Origin of the sequence: Amaricoccus macauensis, from assembly GCF_014201905.1 — a bacterium.
In the GTDB taxonomy this organism is placed as follows: Bacteria; Pseudomonadota; Alphaproteobacteria; order Rhodobacterales; family Rhodobacteraceae; genus Amaricoccus; species Amaricoccus macauensis.
The window spans coordinates 915,929-932,247 of sequence record NZ_JACHFM010000002.1 but is presented as its reverse complement, the minus strand read 5'-3'; the positions used below and the strand labels follow the sequence as shown (position 1 = coordinate 932,247).

At 69.1% G+C, this 16,319-nt stretch carries 18 protein-coding genes; 9 read left to right on the top strand and 9 right to left on the bottom strand.

Annotation, left to right across the window (positions count from 1 at the left end):
• Positions 1-18: 18 nt before the first annotated feature.
• From HNP73_RS11895 to HNP73_RS11885, 3 genes are read left to right on the top strand one after another with little or no spacing between them, the layout of a single operon-like run.
• Complete coding sequence (locus tag HNP73_RS11895; protein ID WP_184149344.1) at positions 19-618, top strand: LemA family protein; 600 nt, start codon at positions 19-21, stop codon at positions 616-618.
• 16 nt (positions 619-634) lie between these two features.
• Positions 635-1,429, top strand: coding sequence for a TPM domain-containing protein (locus HNP73_RS11890; protein WP_184149341.1), 795 nt, complete (start codon positions 635-637; stop codon positions 1,427-1,429).
• Positions 1,429-2,040 carry a TPM domain-containing protein gene (locus HNP73_RS11885; RefSeq protein WP_184149338.1) on the top strand — a complete coding sequence of 204 codons (612 nt, stop codon included), beginning with the start codon at positions 1,429-1,431 and terminating at the stop codon, positions 2,038-2,040. Before HNP73_RS11890 ends, HNP73_RS11885 begins: the two co-directional genes overlap by 1 nt.
• Before the next feature lie 11 nt (positions 2,041-2,051).
• Here HNP73_RS11885 and HNP73_RS11880 read toward each other — a convergent pair whose 3' ends face one another.
• Positions 2,052-3,185, bottom strand: a complete 1,134-nt coding sequence (locus tag HNP73_RS11880) for a fatty acid desaturase family protein (RefSeq protein WP_246399737.1) — start codon at positions 3,183-3,185, stop codon at positions 2,052-2,054.
• Between the two features lie 124 nt (positions 3,186-3,309).
• Between HNP73_RS11880 and HNP73_RS23675 the strand changes: the two genes are divergently transcribed.
• Positions 3,310-4,341: a LacI family DNA-binding transcriptional regulator gene (locus tag HNP73_RS23675; protein ID WP_184149336.1), complete on the top strand. Its 1,032-nt coding sequence runs from the start codon at positions 3,310-3,312 to the stop codon at positions 4,339-4,341.
• A gap of 6 nt (positions 4,342-4,347) precedes the next feature.
• Here the strand turns inward: HNP73_RS23675 and HNP73_RS11870 are convergent, their stop codons facing one another.
• The 4 genes from HNP73_RS11870 to HNP73_RS11855 form a co-directional block, all read right to left on the bottom strand.
• Positions 4,348-4,959: an HAD-IA family hydrolase gene (locus HNP73_RS11870; protein WP_184149333.1), complete on the bottom strand. Its 612-nt coding sequence runs from the start codon at positions 4,957-4,959 to the stop codon at positions 4,348-4,350.
• Between the two features lie 83 nt (positions 4,960-5,042).
• Positions 5,043-6,314 (bottom strand): HlyC/CorC family transporter, encoded by a 1,272-nt coding sequence (locus HNP73_RS11865; protein WP_184149330.1) that lies wholly within the window; start codon positions 6,312-6,314, stop codon positions 5,043-5,045.
• Between the two features lie 45 nt (positions 6,315-6,359).
• Positions 6,360-7,301, bottom strand: a complete 942-nt coding sequence (locus HNP73_RS11860) for a site-specific tyrosine recombinase XerD (RefSeq protein ID WP_184149327.1) — start codon at positions 7,299-7,301, stop codon at positions 6,360-6,362.
• Positions 7,298-8,899 carry a hypothetical protein gene (locus tag HNP73_RS11855; protein WP_184149324.1) on the bottom strand — a complete coding sequence of 534 codons (1,602 nt, stop codon included), beginning with the start codon at positions 8,897-8,899 and terminating at the stop codon, positions 7,298-7,300. The genes HNP73_RS11860 and HNP73_RS11855 overlap by 4 nt, the downstream gene beginning before the upstream one ends.
• A gap of 256 nt (positions 8,900-9,155) precedes the next feature.
• Here HNP73_RS11855 and HNP73_RS11850 point away from each other — a divergent pair, with 256 nt between their 5' ends.
• The 3 genes from HNP73_RS11850 to HNP73_RS11840 all read left to right on the top strand — a co-directional run bounded on the left by HNP73_RS11850 (position 9,156) and on the right by HNP73_RS11840 (position 11,874).
• Positions 9,156-9,758, top strand: coding sequence for a shikimate kinase (locus tag HNP73_RS11850; RefSeq protein ID WP_184149321.1), 603 nt, complete (start codon positions 9,156-9,158; stop codon positions 9,756-9,758).
• Entirely contained in the window at positions 9,755-10,885 is a 1,131-nt protein-coding gene (gene aroB / locus HNP73_RS11845) for a 3-dehydroquinate synthase (protein ID WP_184149318.1), read from the top strand. The genes HNP73_RS11850 and aroB overlap by 4 nt, the downstream gene beginning before the upstream one ends.
• A 227-nt stretch (positions 10,886-11,112) precedes the next feature.
• Positions 11,113-11,874, top strand: coding sequence for a MipA/OmpV family protein (locus tag HNP73_RS11840; RefSeq protein WP_184149315.1), 762 nt, complete (start codon positions 11,113-11,115; stop codon positions 11,872-11,874).
• 3 nt (positions 11,875-11,877) lie between these two features.
• Here the strand turns inward: HNP73_RS11840 and HNP73_RS11835 are convergent, their stop codons facing one another.
• On the bottom strand, positions 11,878-12,315 hold the full coding sequence (locus tag HNP73_RS11835; protein ID WP_184149313.1) for a tellurite resistance TerB family protein: 438 nt from the start codon (positions 12,313-12,315) through the stop codon (positions 11,878-11,880).
• Positions 12,316-12,464: 149 nt separating this feature from the next.
• Here HNP73_RS11835 and HNP73_RS11830 point away from each other — a divergent pair, with 149 nt between their 5' ends.
• A complete protein-coding gene (locus HNP73_RS11830) occupies positions 12,465-13,367 on the top strand; it encodes a cyclase family protein (protein WP_221288477.1) in 903 nt (300 codons plus the stop codon).
• A gap of 6 nt (positions 13,368-13,373) precedes the next feature.
• Here the strand turns inward: HNP73_RS11830 and HNP73_RS11825 are convergent, their stop codons facing one another.
• The 3 genes from HNP73_RS11825 to HNP73_RS11815 all read right to left on the bottom strand — a co-directional run bounded on the left by HNP73_RS11825 (position 13,374) and on the right by HNP73_RS11815 (position 15,433).
• Positions 13,374-13,826 (bottom strand): hypothetical protein, encoded by a 453-nt coding sequence (locus tag HNP73_RS11825; RefSeq protein WP_343063275.1) that lies wholly within the window; start codon positions 13,824-13,826, stop codon positions 13,374-13,376.
• Positions 13,827-13,832: 6 nt separating this feature from the next.
• Positions 13,833-14,201, bottom strand: a complete 369-nt coding sequence (locus tag HNP73_RS11820; protein WP_184149307.1) for a DUF6152 family protein — start codon at positions 14,199-14,201, stop codon at positions 13,833-13,835.
• 143 nt (positions 14,202-14,344) lie between these two features.
• Positions 14,345-15,433 carry a PA0069 family radical SAM protein gene (locus HNP73_RS11815; RefSeq protein ID WP_184150664.1) on the bottom strand — a complete coding sequence of 363 codons (1,089 nt, stop codon included), beginning with the start codon at positions 15,431-15,433 and terminating at the stop codon, positions 14,345-14,347.
• A 159-nt stretch (positions 15,434-15,592) separates the two neighbouring features.
• On the opposite strand from HNP73_RS11815, the gene HNP73_RS11810 reads away from it, so the two are divergent.
• Positions 15,593-16,297 (top strand): corrinoid protein, encoded by a 705-nt coding sequence (locus HNP73_RS11810; RefSeq protein ID WP_184149304.1) that lies wholly within the window; start codon positions 15,593-15,595, stop codon positions 16,295-16,297.
• Positions 16,298-16,319 lie beyond the last annotated feature (22 nt).

The following is a 16,319-nucleotide window of genomic DNA, read 5'->3' as shown; positions in this document are numbered from 1 at the left end:
CGTTGGAGGAGGGTGACCATGACCTATCAACTTGCGCGCATTCGCGCCGGCCTTGCGCTCACGCTTCTCGCGCTGGCGCTCTCGGCCTGCGGCTACAACACCATTCCGACGCTGGAAGAGCAGGCGAAGGCGCGGTGGTCCGACGTCCAGAACAACTACCAGCGCCGCGCGGACCTGATCCCCAATCTCGTCGCGACGGTGCAGGGCTATGCCCAGCAGGAGAAGGACGTGTTGACGTCCGTGGTCGAGGCCCGCGCCAAGGCGACGCAAGTCACCATCACCGCGGACGATCTGACCGATCCGGCGAAGATCAAGGCCTTCCAGGAGGCGCAGGGCCAGCTCAGCGGTGCGCTCGGGCGGCTGCTTGCGGTCAGCGAGAATTATCCCGACCTGAAGTCGAACCAGAACTTCCTCGCGCTGCAATCGCAGCTTGAGGGGACGGAGAACCGCATCACCATCGCCCGGCGCGACTACATCGAGGCAGTGCGGGCCTTCAACACGTCTCTTCGCACGTTCCCGGGCATCATCTGGGCGAACACGGTCTTCCGCAGCACCAAGCCGATGGCGGACTTCACCGCGAACGACGCCGCCCAGACCCCGCCTACCGTGAAGTTCTGATGCCTTGGGTCGCCTGATGGGACATGGCGGTCGCAGTGCCTCGCGCCCCGGCGCGTGGCTGCTTGCGGTCGCCCTTGTCTTCATCGCGGCGGTTGCCTGGGCACAGACCTTTCCGCCGCTGACCGGCCGCATCGTCGATCAGGCGGGCATCCTCTCGCCGGAGGCGAAGGCCGACATCGAGCCGAAGCTCGTGGAGCTGGAAACCAAATCCGGCATCCAGCTCGTCGTTGCGACCGTCTCGTCGCTCGACGGTCAGGCCATCGAGCCCTACGCCAACGAGCTCTTCCGGGCATGGCGGCTCGGGGAGGCGACGCAGAACAACGGCGTGCTGCTGCTGGTCGCTCCGAACGAGCGGCGGGTGCGGATCGAGGTCGGCTACGGCCTCGAAGGCACGCTGACCGACGCGCTTTCGAGCGTCATCATCGCCAACGCCATCACCCCACGGTTCAAGGCCGGGGATTTCAGTGGCGGCGTCGTGCGCGGTGTCGACGACATCATCACCGTGCTCACCACCGACGCCTCCGAATGGGCGGCGCGGCCCGACCTGCGTCTTGACCGTCAGCCTGAGGCGGGGCCGCCCGACTGGCTGCTGATCGCCGGGTTTTTCGGGTTCTTCGCACTCTTCACCATCTCGCCGGGCTTCCGCCGGCTGGTGATGAACGTGATGTTCGCCCTCCTCGTGACCTCCGGCAGCGGGCGCTCCGGCGGCTTCGGCGGTGGGCGCGGCGGCGGCGGGTTCGGCGGCGGGGGTGGCGGGTTCTCCGGCGGCGGCGGGTCGTCCGGTGGCGGCGGCGCATCGGGGAGCTGGTAATGGAGATGTCTCCCGAGGATCGTGACCGGATCACCGCCGCAATCCGCGATGTCGAGACGAAGACGAGCGGAGAAATCGTCTGCGTGCTCGCCGATCAGTCGGCCGACAGCGGCGCGTTGCCGATCCTGCTCGCGGCGATCGCGGCGTTGGTCGCGCCGTGGCTTCTCGTCGCCTTCACCACGCTCTCGGTGACGACAATCCTTTCGGTGCAGGTTCTGGTCTTTCTGGTCGGGGCGATCCTGCTCTGCCTGCCGCCGGTACGGGTGGCGCTGATCCCGCGCCGGGCACGGCGGGCGATGGCGTTTCGCGTGGCGACGGAACAGTTCTTCACCCGGGGCGTCTCGCGCAAGGAGGAGCGCTCAGGCATCCTGATCTTCGTGTCGCTGGCCGAGCACTACGCCCGGATCATCGCTGACGACGGCGTTGCCGAGCGGGTGCCCCAGTCGCACTGGCAGGGTGCCGTCGATGCACTGATTGCGCATGTGCGGGAGGGCCGTGTCGCTGACGGCTTCATCGCGGCGATCGGGATGTGCTCGACCGTGCTCGTCGAGCACTACCCGAGCGCGGAAAGCGGCCCGAACGAGTTGCCGGACCGCATCTACTTCATCTGACCTTGCAGGCTTCAGGTGGCGCCCAGCGCCTCGGCGTGGAAGTCTGCGCGGTAGGGCTTTGCCGTCGGCGGCAGCTCGCGCTTCAGGAAGTAATCCTCGTAGCGGAGCTGACGCACGACCGCCGGCCACATCTCGGCGAAGCCCGCGGCGATCGAGCGGTTCGGCGCCGGCAGGTCGTGCCTGATCCGCTCATGGAGCGCCGGCAGCTGGTGGTAGGGCACCATCGGGAACATGTGATGCTCCACGTGGTAGTTCATGTTCCAGTAGATGAACCGCGAGACCGGGTTCATGTAGACCGTCCGCGAGTTCAGCCGGTGGTCAAGCACGTTCTCGGCAAGGCCGCCATGTTGCAGGAGCCCGGTCATGATGTGGTGCCACGCGCCGTAGAGCCTTGGCAGACCGATCACCATCAGCGGCAGGATCGATTGGAAGGCGATCGAGAGCGCGATGGTCGCGGCGTAGATCAGCGTCCAGATCCGGGCGACGCGGATCACCTTCGGCTGCTCCGACGCGGGGATGAAGGTCGCCTCCTCCGGATGGATCCGGCCGCTGGCGTTCAGGAGCATCCGCCCGAGGCTGTGCCAGGCGTCGATGATGCCGAACCAGTTCAGGAACAGCTTGAACATCGCGGGGGGGCGCATGATGGCGATCTCGGGGTCGAGGCCGACGATGTAGGTGTCGGTGTGATGCCGGGTGTGGCTCCAGCGCCAGGTGTACGGGTTGCGGATCATCATGAAGGACGCGATCTGATAGACCCAATCGTTCATCCACTGCGTCCGGAACGCCGTGCCGTGGCCGCACTCGTGCCAGCGCGAGTCCGAGGCCGAGCCGTAGAGCACGCCGTAGGCGAGCCAGAACGGCAGTGAAAGCCACGGATGGCCCGAGACCCAGATGCCGATGCCAAGACCTGCGAAGGCCACCATGCAGCCGATCCAGATCGCCGTGTCGCGGATCGCCGGCTGGTCGGAGCGTTGCATGAACGCCTTCATTTCCTTGCGCGGCAGGTCGGTGTGATACCACTCGGCGGCCTTCAGGCCGGTCTCGACCGCCCGCCGGGCGTCGGGGCCGAGCAGGCTGTAATCGCGCCCGCGGCCGCCGCGCGTCTTTCCCATCGGGGAGAAGTCGGCCAGCGTTTCGTCCACCATGATCGCCTCCCGAAAGCCCGTCGTTCCTGCCTCGGGGATACGTGCGAACGGTGCGAATCGCAATTTTCGTTGCCATGAAATCTATCAGGTTCTATCAGAAACCAACGCGCGGGGGAGTTGTTGCATGGTGAGCCGTCCGACGGTCGCGGACGTGGCGCGCGAGGCCGGCGTGAGCGTCGCGACGGTGGACCGGGTGGTGAACGGCCGGCTTCCCGTGCGAGAGGATACCGCGCGCCGGGTGCTGGAGGCGGCGCAGCGGATCGGCTTCCACGCGGTCGGGCTCATCCGCTCGCGGCTGCGCGAGCAACTGCCGGAGGTGGCGGTCGGCGTGCTGCTGCAACGGCCCGACGAGCCGTTTTACGCCGACCTTGCGCGCCAGTTGCAGCGGGCGATCGCCGGGTCGCGGGTGTTTCGCGGGGTGGCGCGGCTCGACTACTGGGTCGATGACGATCCCGACGATATCGCCCTGCGCCTGCGGCGCCTGGCGCGGCGCTGCCATGCGGTGGCACTGGTGAGCCCGGACCACGCGGCGGTGGCGGCGGCGATCGCTGAGGTGGTGGACGCGGGCGTCCCGGTCTTCACCCTGCTTTCAGATTGTGCGCCGGCGGTCCGGACGTCCTATCTCGGCATCGACAGCCGCAAGGCGGGCCGGACGGCAGGCTGGCTGATCCGGCAATGCGCGCCGCGCGTGGGGCAGGTGGCGGTGATCGTCGGCAGCCGGCGCTTTCACGGGCACGAGCTGCGCGAGATGGGCTTTCGCTCGTACTATCGCGAAAAAGCCCCGGAGTTCATGGTCCTCGACGCCGTGGTGAACTCGGAGTCCGATACGGCGACGCAGGATGCCATCGTTCAGCTTGCCGAGCGCCACCGGGATCTGGTGGGGGTCTACCTCGCCGGAGGGGGCGCGGCGGGAGGCGTTGCGGGCCTGCGGCTGATCGAGCCTGAGCGCCGACCGGCGATGATCTGCCCTTCGCTTCAGCCCGAGGTGCGCGCGGCGCTCGCCGAGGGCGTGCTGACCGCGGCGATCTGCGAGCCGATCGAGCGGCTGGCGGAGCGGCTGGTCGATGCGGTGGCGCAGGCCCTCGACGAGCAGGGGCCACGGGTGCCGAACCAGATCGTGCTCCCCATGGACGTCTTCACCCCGGAAAACCTCTGAGCGGCTTCAGACCGCAAGCCCGATCTCGTCCCGGAGCGCGCGGCGAAGGGCGGGCTCGTCGGTGAAGAGGATACCCTTCAGTCCGAGCGCGTCTGCCGTGGCCACGTTCTTCGCGGAGTCGTCGATGAAGGCCGCATCGCTGGCCGCGAGACCATTCCGGTCGAGGCAGAGGCGGAAGATCTCGGGCTCCGGCTTCGTCAGCCGCTCCGTGCCGGACACAACGATGTCGCGGAAGCTGTTGGCCACGAACGGATGGCGCTCGAGCGTCTCGGAGAACTTCGCCTCGGAGAAGTTGGTGATCGCGTAGAGTGGCACGCCGGCGGCGGAGAGCTCTGCGAGAAGCTCCGGCATCCCCTCGACGGGGCCGAGGATCGTCTCGTGCCAGCGGGCGTGATAGGCGGCGATAAGCTCGGCCCGGTGCGGGAAGCGCGCGGAGTGCGCCGCGACACCGTCGTCCCAGGGCAGGCCGGCGTCGAACTGGTGGTTCCACTCGGAAAAGCCGACCTCGGCGAGGAAGGCATCCACCGCCGCGTCATCCGGCAGGAGCTGCCGGAAAAGCGCCCGCGGCTCCCAGCGCAGGAGCACGTTGCCGATATCGAAGATCAGGGTTCCGGGCACCGGTTCGTCCGCCTTGTGGTTGCGAGAATGTGCGAGGCTACCCGCTCGTGCGAGCCCTCGCAACGACGCCGAACGCTGCCTGCTCAGGTCAGCCTGCGCACCCGCAGGCGGGTCAGCCGCTGATGTTCCCGGCCCAGCACCTCGAAGCGGAAGCCGTGGAAGCTGAAGACCTCGCCCTCGTTCGGGATCGACTGGGACTCGTGGAGCACGAGGCCCGCGATGGTGTTCGCCTCCTCATCCGGCAGGTTCCAGTCACAGGCCCGGTTGAGCTCGCGGATCGACACGCTGCCATCGACATCGACCGAGCCGTCAGGCTGGCGCTCGATGCCGTCCGCGGTCTCCACATCGTGCTCGTCGGTGATGTTGCCGACGATCTCCTCAAGGATGTCCTCGAGTGTCACGAGCCCCTGCAAGGCGCCGTACTCATCGACGACGAGGGCGAAATGCGCCCGGCGCCGCAGGAACTCGTGGAGCTGCTCCTCGAGCGTCGTGGTTTCCGGCACGAAATAGGGCTCCATCGCCACGTCCATGACGTCGAAGCCGTCGAGAGCGCCTGCGCCGCGCTGGTCCTGCACGAAAGCGTGGACGGCGCGGGAAAGGTCCTTGGCGTGGATGACGCCGACGATGTTCTCCGGCTCACCCCGGAAGATCGGCAGCCGGGTGTGCGGCGAGGCGATGGCCTGGGAGAGGATCTCGTCGGGCGGCGCCTCGGCGTCGATCATCTCGATGTCGCGCCGGTGCATCATCACCTCCTCGACCTGCCGCTCGCCGAGATTGAGCGCTTCGAGCACTGCATCGCGCTCCTCGGCTTCGGGCGAGCGTTCGGTGAGATCGGCGCGCGGGTCCGGCTCGGGCTCGGCGCGGGCCGCGACGGGCAGACGGGCAGCGAGGCCCTGAAACAGCCCGGCGACCGGCGCGAGAACACTTACCAGCGGGCCGATCGGGCGCACCAGTCCGATCGCCGCCGCCTCGGCATTCGATTCGACGGCCGCGCGCGGCAACTGGCGCGCCAGAAGCGTGATCACGAGCGTCATGACGATCGCGGCGACGGCAACGCCCCAGTGCGGCAGCAGGCGCAGGCAGAGACCGGTTGCAAGGGCGGTCGCGAGGACGTTCGCCGCTGTGGTGCCGAGCAGCACGGCCGCCACGAGGCGTTCGCGGTCTTCGACCAGGGCGAGAACCTGCGCGGCGCCTGTGGTGCCCCGCTCGGCGAGGCTCTGCAGGCGGCTGCGGCTCACTGTGGAAGTGGCGGTGCCGAAGGCCGCCAGCAGGGCGGAGGCCATGAGAAGCACGACGATCGCCACGCCGGTGCCAAGAAGCACGGCGAGTGTCAGGGCCTCGGTCGGCGGCTGCATCGGGATCGTCCTCGAATGTCGGGCGGTCTCTTGTCCGTTATGCGGTCAGCGCGGCAGCGCTTCAAGCGCGTGGTCACGGGTCGCGAGGGGATGCCGTTCAAGCACAAGCTCCTTGAGGCGGGCCTCGATGACATGTGTGTAGATCTCGGTCGTGGCGATCGAGGCGTGGCCGAGTAGGGTCTGGATCACCCGAAGATCGGCACCATGGGCCAGAAGGTGGGTGGCGAAGGCGTGGCGCAGCGTGTGCGGCGAGATGTGCGTCGGGTCGAGCCCGGCGAAACGCGCGAGGTCCTTGACGAGCAGGAAGAAGCGCTCCCGGGTCATGTGGCCCCGGCGGCCCCGCGACGGAAAGAGATAGGCCGAGCGCGGGCGCCCCGGCGCGGCGGTCGCATCGAGATGCACGAGCCAGGCCGCAAGAGCCTCGCGAGCCGGGGGGGAGAGCGGGACCATGCGCTCGCGACCGCCCTTGCCACGGACGAGGATCATGCGCGGATCGCCACGCGCCGCGGCAACTGGCAGCGAGACCAGCTCGGAAACCCGCAGGCCGGTGGCATAGAGGAGCTGCATCAGACAGGTATCGCGCAACCGGTCGGCCGGGTTGCGGCCGAAGCTCGTCGCGGCTTCGAGCAGGCGGTCGACATCGGCCTCGGCCAGCGAGGCGGGCAGCGCCCTCTGCCGCTTCGGGCCGCGGATGAGCGCGGCGGGATCGTCCTCGCGCCAGCCCTCGAGAAAGGCGAAGCGGAAGAGTTGTCGGATCGCCGAGAGGCGGCGGGCGCGGGTCGAGTCCGCCATGCCGCGATCGGCCTGATCGACGAGATAGGCCTCGATTTCGGTGCGCTCGGCGACCGCCAGATCCCGGCCGCGCGCCGCGAGGAAGCCGGAAAAGTCGGTGAGGTCGCGCGCGTAGGAGAGCGTGGTGTTTCTCGCCGCGTCGCGTTCGGCCTGGATCGCCTCGAGGAAGCGTTCGAGCCAACGGGAATCGCTCATCGCGTGGCCTCCGCGAGCAGGGTCTGGATGGCGAGGGTGCGCGCCGCCGGCTCCTGACCGGCAAGCCGCAGGGTGAGCAGGGCAGCACGCAGGCCTTGCGGATCGACCGAGGGGCCCGCGGCGACGAGGGTGATCGCCTCGAGCAGCGCCTCGCCCTGCCGGCCCGTGGCGACGAGGCCGGCCAGTTGGCGCTCGCGATCGTCGGACGCCTCGCCGGCGGTCAGCCCGGCGACGGCGAAGCGCGCAAGTTCGCTCGGGGCCTCCGGGGCGGTGTCGCCGCGCGCGATCGCCAGCGCCGTCGCGACGGCGGGGCTGGTGTCCGGCACCGCGGCGGCCGCGTCCGTGCGCCCGCCGAGTAGCAGAAGCTCGGCCAGCCGGTTGCGATCGGGCTGCGACCAGCCGGCCGGATTGATCCCGGCGAGCCGGTCGGCGTAGCCCCGAGCAAGGACGACGCGCAAACCCCGGGTTCCGAGTGCTGCATCGGCTGTGGCAAGACTGGCGGCAAGATTGGCGGTCGGGCCGGAGCCGTCCGGGGCCTCGCTGACATCGAAGGCCGCATCGAGGCCTTGAACCGCGGCCGCCCGGTCCCAGACGCCGCCGGAGGCCGCAGGCTCGCCCGAGCGATAGGCGGCGAGAAGCCGGCCGCCGTCGATCGCGCCGGTCAGCGTGAGGCGCTCCGCCGCCTCGATCCGCATCCGCATCGGGGTATGTTCGGTCAAATCCTGCACGAGAAAGGCATTGGGCAGCGATCCCGGCGGGCGCGGCAGCCCCACGGCCTCACGCATCAGGAAATCGAGGGGCGTCAGCGGGTCGGGGATCGGCGGTTCCTCGGCTTCCTCGAAAAGCTCGGGATCGAGAAAGCGCGCAAGGAGCGCCTGCTGGTCGGGCTCGATCTGGCCGAGCTGCCGGCCGAGGGTGAGGGTGATCTCCGCCGCTCCCCAGTCACCGCCGCGGGCAAGGCAGAAGACACGCGCCGGCAGGGTCGGCGAAAGCGACGGGTTCTGCCGCAGGGCGGCGCAGGGCTCGGCGGCGCGGTCGAGCAGAAGCCCGGTGTCGAACCACCGCCGGAAGAGATCGGGCGTATCCGGGCCCGCGGCCTCGACGAGAGCGGCGGCCTTCTCCAGCGCGCCCATGTCGAGCAGCCGGTCGAGCCGGGCGATAAGGACGCTGGTGTCCGCGTCCGAGCCCGTGGGAGGGTCGGCTTCGGCGAGCAGCACACGCTGAAAGAGCGCCCGCGCCTCGGGAACGCCGGTGCCCGGGGTGTCGAGGATTTCGTCCCGAACCGCCTCGGCCGACTGTCCGTCCCAGAGGCGTCGCGAGAAGCCGGTCGAGTCGGGCGGCAGCAGGCCGATGGCATCGCGGTTGACCTCCGGCAGCGGCGTCACGCTGATCGTGTCGTCGGCCCCGGGTGTGCCGGGCCGGATCGGGCCGGTGGACGGGCGCGCCGGCGGCGCTGCAACGTTCTGGATGCTCTCGGAGAGCCAGGGAATCGCGCTCCGCGGCTCGGCCGCCTGACCGGAACCCGCAGCAAGCAGCCCGAGGGCGGCCAGGGCGGTCGCGCAGCCGCCAGGACGTCGCCAGAACTCCGGCGCGCTCACTTCGCCTCGACGGGAACCTCGACGTCCCTCTGGGGCGCCGGGAGATCCGAAAAGAACGCGAACCCAACGAGTCCGACGACGGCGACGATCACGAGATAGAGTAATATCCTGCCGAAAATACGCATACTGTCCTGCTCTGCCCGGTCCCGGCTTGACGCCGCGTTCTCTAGCCGTCAATCACGGGGATCATCCGCCGCGATTGACCGTGGGCGGGACTCTAGCTTGGGCGCGTCAGCACGGCAATTGCGATGATTGAATGTCCGCGATGACTGCCGAGACCAGGCCGGGTCAACCGAAGCTCCGCCGAACGATCGTCCTCGTGGGCCTGATGGGCGCGGGCAAGACCAGTGTTGGCAAACGGCTCGCGGCCCTGTTCGGCGTTGGTTTCGCCGATTCCGACGTCCAGATCGAGGAAGCGGCGGGAATGACGATCCCCGAAATCTTCTCGACGTTCGGCGAACCCGCGTTCCGTGATGGCGAGCGGCGGGTGATCTCGCGCCTCCTCGCGGAACGACCGGGCGTGCTCGCCACCGGCGGCGGATCGTTCATCGACCCGCGCACCCGCGCCGAAATCAGGACGCACGGCACCTCCGTCTGGCTGCGGGCGGACGTTGATCTGCTCTATGAGCGGGTCCGGGACCGGCCGGGCAGGCCGCTTCTGCAGGTTGCAGACCCGCGTGCAGTCCTCGTGGATCTGAACGAGCGCAGGTCGCCCTTCTACGCCGAGGCGGACATCACGGTGGACTGCTGTCGGGGCTACAGCCCCGAGGCGATGGCGCGCCGGGTCGTCGATGCCATCCGCGCACATGACCGCAGCGGTGCCAGCAACCGCGGCGCCACTCTTGAGGAACCCACGTGATCGATATCGTCCACGTGCCGCTCGGCACGCGCGCCTATGACATTCGCATCGGCGCCGGGTTGCTGGCGCAGGCCGGGACCGCGATCGCGCCGCTTCTCCGCCGGCCGCGCGTCGCCGTGCTGACCGAGGCGCGGGTTGCCGCCCTGCACGGCCCGACGCTCGCTGCGGGCCTCGAGGCCGCCGGGATCGCTTCGTCGGTTCTCGCGCTCGAACCGGGTGAGGCCACGAAGGGCTGGCGATCGCTGGAGACCGCGGTAGAGTGGCTGATCGGCGAGAAAGTGGCGCGCGACGACGTGGTCGTGGCCTTTGGCGGCGGTGTCGTCGGCGATCTCGCCGGGTTTGCCGCGGCGGTCCTGCGGCGCGGGGTGGGCTTCGTCCAGATCCCGACCACGCTGCTCGCGCAGGTCGACAGCTCGGTCGGCGGCAAGACCGGGATCAACTCCCCGCAGGGCAAGAACCTCGTCGGAGCGTTCCACCAGCCCCGGCTGGTCCTCGCCGACACTGGTCTTCTCGACACGCTGCCCGAGCGGGATTTCCTCGCGGGCTATGCCGAGGTTGCGAAATACGGCCTGCTCGGCGACAGCGAGTTCTTTGCCTGGCTCGAGACCAACGCTTCGGCGCTCAGGGCGGGCGACCCGGCGGCACGCGCCCATGCCGTGCGGCGGTCCTGCGAGATGAAGGCCGAGATCGTCGTGCGCGACGAGACGGAGGAAGGCGACAGGGCGCTTCTGAACCTCGGCCACACCTTCGGTCACGCGCTCGAAGCGGCGACCGGTTATGGCGACCGTCTGCTGCACGGCGAGGGCGTGGCGATCGGCTGCGTGCTCGCCTTCGAGCTCTCGGCGCGGCTCGGGCTCTGCTCGCAGGAAGCGCCGAGCCGGGCGGCGGAACATTTCGCCCACATGGGAATGCGCCGGCGGCTCGCCGACATTCCGGGCGAGCTGCCGGACGCCGATGCGCTGCTCGGGCTGATGGCGCAGGACAAGAAGGTGCGCGACGGGCGGATCACCTTCATTCTGGCGCGCGACATCGGCGAGGCATTCGTCGCGCGCGACGTGGACCTGGCACCCGTCCGCGCCCTCCTTGCGGACGCACTGGCGGAGCGGTCGCGGCTGACGCTGTCGTGACCTGGCACGGCGGCCCGAGCTGCCGGCCGGGGGGCAGCGGTGTTGCAACCCCACGGGGCACGGTTAAGAATTCGTCAGAGGATCCGGTGGACGCTTTTGGCGTTGCGGGTGGTTCCTCCGGGAGAACGATGGGCTTCGGGCTCTACATTCGGACGGCGTTCGTGGCGGCTCTGTCGCTGCTCCCGGTCGTGTGCGCCGTGGCGCCTGTCCATGCCCAGACGGCCGAAATGTCCGCACCCATCGACATCGATCCGAGCCTTCCGATCGGGACCGGCGCCCCGGGCGACGAGTCGCGGGTAATCGTGACGGTCCGAGGCGGCATCGCGGTCAGCCCGTCCTACTTCGGGTCGGACGACTACAAGCTCGGGCCGGATGCCGGTGTGCGGTTCGATTTCGCGCGCCTGCCCGGCGGCTTCGACTGGGGCGCGGCGGGACCGGCTGCGGCCGGGGTGCGCTCGGGCTGGGACATTCGCGGCTCCGCGCGCTATGTCGGCGGCCGCGATGCGACGGGCGCGCTCGCGGGCCTGGGCGACGTGGACCCGACCTTCGAGGCAGGCATCGGCCTCGGCTACGAGCAGCGGAGCTACCGGGTCTTCACTGACGTGCGCTATGGCATCGTCGGCACCAACGCCTGGACCGGCGAGGTCGGGATTGATGGCATCGCCCGGCCGATGGAAGGGCTGACGCTCTCGATCGGGCCGCGGCTCGCCTTCGGTGATGACCGTTTCGCGAGCACCTATTTCGGGGTCAGCGAACGCCAGGAGGCGGCCTCGGGGCTCGCAGCGCATCACGCGGAGGGCGGGCTCTACTCCGCCGGCATCGAGGTCGGGGCGCGCTACATGGTCGGCTCGCGCTGGGGCGTCGAGGGCGCGGCCAGCTGGAACCGTCTCACCGGCGACGCCGGAGACTCGCCGATCACCGATGCCGGCTCCGAGGATCAGCTGAGACTCCGGCTTGGCGTGACCCGTAGCCTGAGCCTCGATTTCTGAGCCTCAGCTTTCGCGCCTGAGCGCGCGCTGGCGGGCGAGACCCGAGTCCACGTCCGATACCCCGAGGAGGCCGGTGACAAGCCGCATCAGGCTGTGTTCGTCCGCGTTGACGCTGTCCGCCACGGCAACGCGCCAAAGCGCCTCGACGACACCCACCCGCTCCTCATAGGGCACCGCTTCCTTCACGAGGCGGGTGAACTGGACCGTGTCCTGTGCAGTGGCCTCGAGGTCCTCGGCCACCGAGCGCACCCGTGCCGCGGCGTCCGGAGCAAGCCCATACTGCTGGGACAGGACCGCGTCGATGCGGCGGCGTTCCGTCTCGGAATAGTTGTCGTCGCTCCGGGAGAGCCGCACCATCAGCGCGGCGAGCGCCACCTGACCCTCGTCGGCGGCGAGGGCGCGCGGCGGTGACGCGAGGTGGCGGAGCAGGTTTGCGAACATCGCCCTCATATAGGCGACGCGCGCCCACCCGCGCCAGTGTGCGGCGGCTGCGCGCGGGGAATTGATCGGCGCGCGGAAGGGAATAGGGTCGGGTCCTCGGTCAGTCGCAGGGGGAGAAGACAATGCGGGGACGGTGGAGATGTGCGGTCGTGGGCGTGGTGATTGCCACGGGCATCGTGGGGATGGCGGCGGCAGAGGAGCCGGGGCTCTGGAGCGTCTACACCGAAGGGTTGAAGGGGGCGAAGTACATCGACCTCAGCCACGTCATCACCCCGGAGATCCCCGTCTGGCCCAGGTTCGCTGACCCGGCGTTCGCGCAGGCGACGGCGGGTCAGGATCTCGAAGGCTACGCGAAGAAGGGGGACGTCTTCACCTACGAGAAGCACGGTTTCGAGGCGACGGCCTACACCCTGCCGACCGACCAGCTTGGAACCCAGCTCGACCCGCCCGCGCACTGGGCGCCGGAGTTTCCCGGCATCGACGAGTTGCCGGCGACCTATACCCTGCGGCCGCTGGTGGTGATCCAGATGCAGGAGCAGGTGGCGAAGGATTTCGGCTACGCCCTTCAGGTCTCCGACGTCGAGGCGTTCGAGACGAAGTACGGCCAGATTCCGGCGGGCTCGGTGGTTTTCGTGCGCTCGGACTGGTCGAAGCGCTGGCCGGACCGGGAGTTCGCGGCGAAGACGCCGTTCCCCGGCGTCGGTCTCGATGCGCTGAAGTTCCTGCACGAGCAGCGGCACATCCTTTTCCACGGCCACGAGCCGCTCGACACCGACGCGACGCCGACGCTCGAGGGCGAGCACTGGCTCATGCACCACGGCTATGCCCAGGCTGAGGGCGTGGCGAACCTCGACAAGGTGCCGCCCGTCGGCTGTCTGGTGGCGATCGGTTTCCCGAAGTTCAAGGGCGGCGTCGGCGGCTATGCCCGCTACGTGGCGATCTGCCCGCCCGACACGCCCGAGGGCATCGCCGTCTCGGACGCGGACGCGCCGTTGCCGGCATCGCCGAAGCCGCTGCACTGGGATGACGCGGCGGGGATCCGGGTTCGCTGAGTCACTTTAGAGATACCCGAGCGTCCTGCCGCAGGCGATCACCGCGGCCCATAGACCGGCGGAGAGAAGACCCGCGCGGCGTTGCCGTGCGGGGCCCATGTCGGCGATGCGACCGTGAACAAGCGCGTGTGCTAGGCCGAGCGTGACGAGGCTGATCTTGGCCCAGAAAAGTGGCAGAGCGGCGTAGTCCGTCGCCTGCACCGCAAAGAGCAGCGCACCGGTCAGGAGCGCGACGCCGGCGCCGATGGCAGCGACGGGGCGCAGCAGAGCGACGACCGCCGACACGCGCAACTCCCGGCCCCAGAGGCCGGCAAGGCGCAGGTCCATGGGAACGATCGCCCCGAACAGCAGCGCGATACCGAAGACGTGGGCGGTGTTGACTGCCGGATAGGTCCAGCGACTGCGGCGCAGCCATGTGGCGAGGTCGGAGGCCTCAATGCCAGCGAAGAGGCCCTCCACGCCGTTTCAGGTCCGGTCGGGGTAGAGGTCGTGGGTCTTGCCTGCGATCACGAGCCGCTCGGCCTTCATCACCCGTTCGTCGGGGTCACGCGAGCGGTGACCCTCTAGGGTGACCGGGGTACCCGGTGCCAGCATTTCCTCGGTCAGGCCCGCACGTTCGTTTCGCCATGGCTGGCCGATCTCGGCAATCCAGGCGCCGTCCTCCGCCGCGACCTCGAGTTCGCCGTGCGGGTTGCCGAGCCGGGCGCGCGTGATGGTGCCGGACAAGGTGAACTCGACATCCTCGGCCCATGCCCAGCCATGATGCGCCCGGGCCACGTGCGGCAGCAGGGGCAGGCTGGCCATGCCGGCCAGCATGGTTCGACGGTCCGGCATCGTGGATCCCTCCGGTGTTGGCAGGCCTGAGTGTACCAGACACGGGCATCCGTCCGAAGCCACGAACCCGCGACGTCATCGGACGCAAAGCCATGCCGGGAAGTATGTGGCGTGATAACAATGGATTGCCAGTCCATCCTCTCTCAGAACAGCGCTAGCTGCTCCGGGCCGGCGCTCGGCGGCCGGAACAGGTCGGTCCGCAGCGGCTTGAGGCCGCGGTTGATGCCGAGGCGGGAGCAGGCGGCGGCGAAGCGGCGGCCGATGAGTTCGGCGACGACGCCTTCACCCTTCATGCGCTTGCCCCACGCCGGGTCATAGTCGCGACCGCCGTGCATCTCGCGCACGAGGCCCATGACCCGCTTCGCCCGGTCCGGGTAATGCGCCTCGAGCCAGTCGCGGAACAGCGGGCCGACCTCGCGGGGCAGGCGCAGGACGATGTAACCCGCTCCACCGACCCCCGCGTCGGCCGCGGCGCCGAGCAGCGCCTCGATCTCGTGGTCGTTCAGCCCCGGGATCACCGGGCCGATGGAGACCCGCGTCGGGCAGCCGGCGGCCTTCAGGTGGCGGAGAGCCGCGAGCCGGCGCTCGGGCGCCGCCGCGCGCGGCTCCATGGCCCGGGCGAGGCGGCGATCGAGGGTGGTGATCGTCAGGCCGGCGGAGGCGATCCCGGTGGCGCCCATTTCCCCGAGGATGTCGGCGTCGCGCTCGATCAGCGCACCCTTCGTCAGGATGTGAACCGGATGCCGGAAATCACTGAGAACGCCGAGAATCTGGCGCATGACGCCGTAGCGCTTTTCGATCGGCTGATAGGGGTCGGTGTTTGTGCCGATGGCGATCGGCTCCGGGCGGTAGCCGCGACGCGAAAGCTCGGCGGCGAGGACGCGGGCGGCGTCGGGCTTTGCCGTCAGCTTCGTCTCGAAGTCGAGGCCGGGCGAGAGGCCGAGAAACGAATGGGTCGGGCGGGCAAAGCAGTAGATGCAGCCGTGCTCGCACCCGCGATAGGGGTTGATCGACCGGTCGAATGGCACGTCCGGGCTCTGGTTGCGGGCGATGATCGAACGGGGCCGCTCCAGCGCCACCTCGGTCCGGGTCGGGGCGATTTCGTCGTCACGCTCCCAACCATCGTCGACGGCCACATGCTCCAGCCGCTCGAAGCGTCCGGCCATGTTGAGCGTGGCGCCGCGGGCGCGGCGGGACTTGTCCGGGATCCTGTTCGATTCGTCGCCGATCATCGGCTGATGATAGAACAAGACAAGAACATTCGCCAGAACCGTCCCCGTGCCCCGTGCCCGGTCGGGGATGGCAGATGCAAGGTCGTTTCCGGATGTGGCGAAGCGCTCGGGATGGGTCTAGCTGTCGGATCAGGAGTTCCATCTGGCGAGGGCGGCGGCATGGCCGACGACGGCGACGACATCATCCTGAGCGAGCTTTCCGACGACGAGCTTGTCCCGCAGATGCATGACGACCTCTACGACGGCCTCCGCGACGAGGTGGTCGAAGGCGTGAACATCCTGCTCGCGCGCGGCTGGACGCCCTATGACGTGCTGACGAAGGCGCTGGTCGAGGGCATGCGGATCGTCGGCATCGACTTCCGCGACGGCATTCTCTTCGTCCCCGAGGTGCTGCTGGCGGCGAACTCGATGAAGGCCGGGATGGCGATCCTGAAGCCGCTGCTCGCGGAAACCGGCGCGCCGCGTCTCGGCAAGATGGTGATCGGCACGGTGAAGGGCGACATCCACGACATCGGCAAGAACCTCGTGTCGATGATGATGGAGGGGGCGGGTTTCGAGGTGGTGGATCTCGGGATCAACAACGCCGCGGAAAGCTATATCGAGGCGCTGGAACGCGAGGGCGCGGACATCCTCGGCATGTCGGCGCTGCTCACCACGACGATGCCGTACATGAAGGTCGTGATCGATACCCTGAAGGACAAGGGACTGCGCGACGACTTCGTGATCCTCGTCGGTGGAGCGCCGCTCAACGAGGAGTTCAGCCGGGCGATCGGCGCGGATGCCTATTGCCGCGACGCGGCGGTGGCGGTCGAGACGGCGAGGGACTTCATGGCGCGCAAGCACAACCAGTTGGCGCGTGCCTGAAGGCACACGGGGCAGATGGCGC

Excerpts from the sequence above, each read along its gene's own strand:
- HNP73_RS23675 (WP_184149336.1), top strand. The coding sequence starts at position 3,310 with ATGGTGAGCCGTCCGACGGTCGCGGACGTGGCGCGCGAGGCCGGCGTG.
- HNP73_RS11840 (WP_184149315.1), top strand. The coding sequence starts at position 11,113 with ATGTCCGCACCCATCGACATCGATCCGAGCCTTCCGATCGGGACCGGC.
- HNP73_RS11895 (WP_184149344.1), top strand. The coding sequence starts at position 19 with ATGACCTATCAACTTGCGCGCATTCGCGCCGGCCTTGCGCTCACGCTT.
- HNP73_RS11880 (WP_246399737.1), bottom strand. The coding sequence starts at position 3,185 with ATGGTGGACGAAACGCTGGCCGACTTCTCCCCGATGGGAAAGACGCGC.
- HNP73_RS11810 (WP_184149304.1), top strand. The coding sequence starts at position 15,593 with ATGGCCGACGACGGCGACGACATCATCCTGAGCGAGCTTTCCGACGAC.
- HNP73_RS11865 (WP_184149330.1), bottom strand. The coding sequence starts at position 6,314 with ATGCAGCCGCCGACCGAGGCCCTGACACTCGCCGTGCTTCTTGGCACC.
- HNP73_RS11860 (WP_184149327.1), bottom strand. The coding sequence starts at position 7,301 with ATGAGCGATTCCCGTTGGCTCGAACGCTTCCTCGAGGCGATCCAGGCC.
- HNP73_RS11815 (WP_184150664.1), bottom strand. The coding sequence starts at position 15,433 with ATGATCGGCGACGAATCGAACAGGATCCCGGACAAGTCCCGCCGCGCC.
- HNP73_RS11890 (WP_184149341.1), top strand. The coding sequence starts at position 635 with ATGGGACATGGCGGTCGCAGTGCCTCGCGCCCCGGCGCGTGGCTGCTT.
- HNP73_RS11835 (WP_184149313.1), bottom strand. The coding sequence starts at position 12,315 with ATGTTCGCAAACCTGCTCCGCCACCTCGCGTCACCGCCGCGCGCCCTC.
- HNP73_RS11820 (WP_184149307.1), bottom strand. The coding sequence starts at position 14,201 with ATGCCGGACCGTCGAACCATGCTGGCCGGCATGGCCAGCCTGCCCCTG.
- HNP73_RS11850 (WP_184149321.1), top strand. The coding sequence starts at position 9,156 with ATGTCCGCGATGACTGCCGAGACCAGGCCGGGTCAACCGAAGCTCCGC.
- HNP73_RS11885 (WP_184149338.1), top strand. The coding sequence starts at position 1,429 with ATGGAGATGTCTCCCGAGGATCGTGACCGGATCACCGCCGCAATCCGC.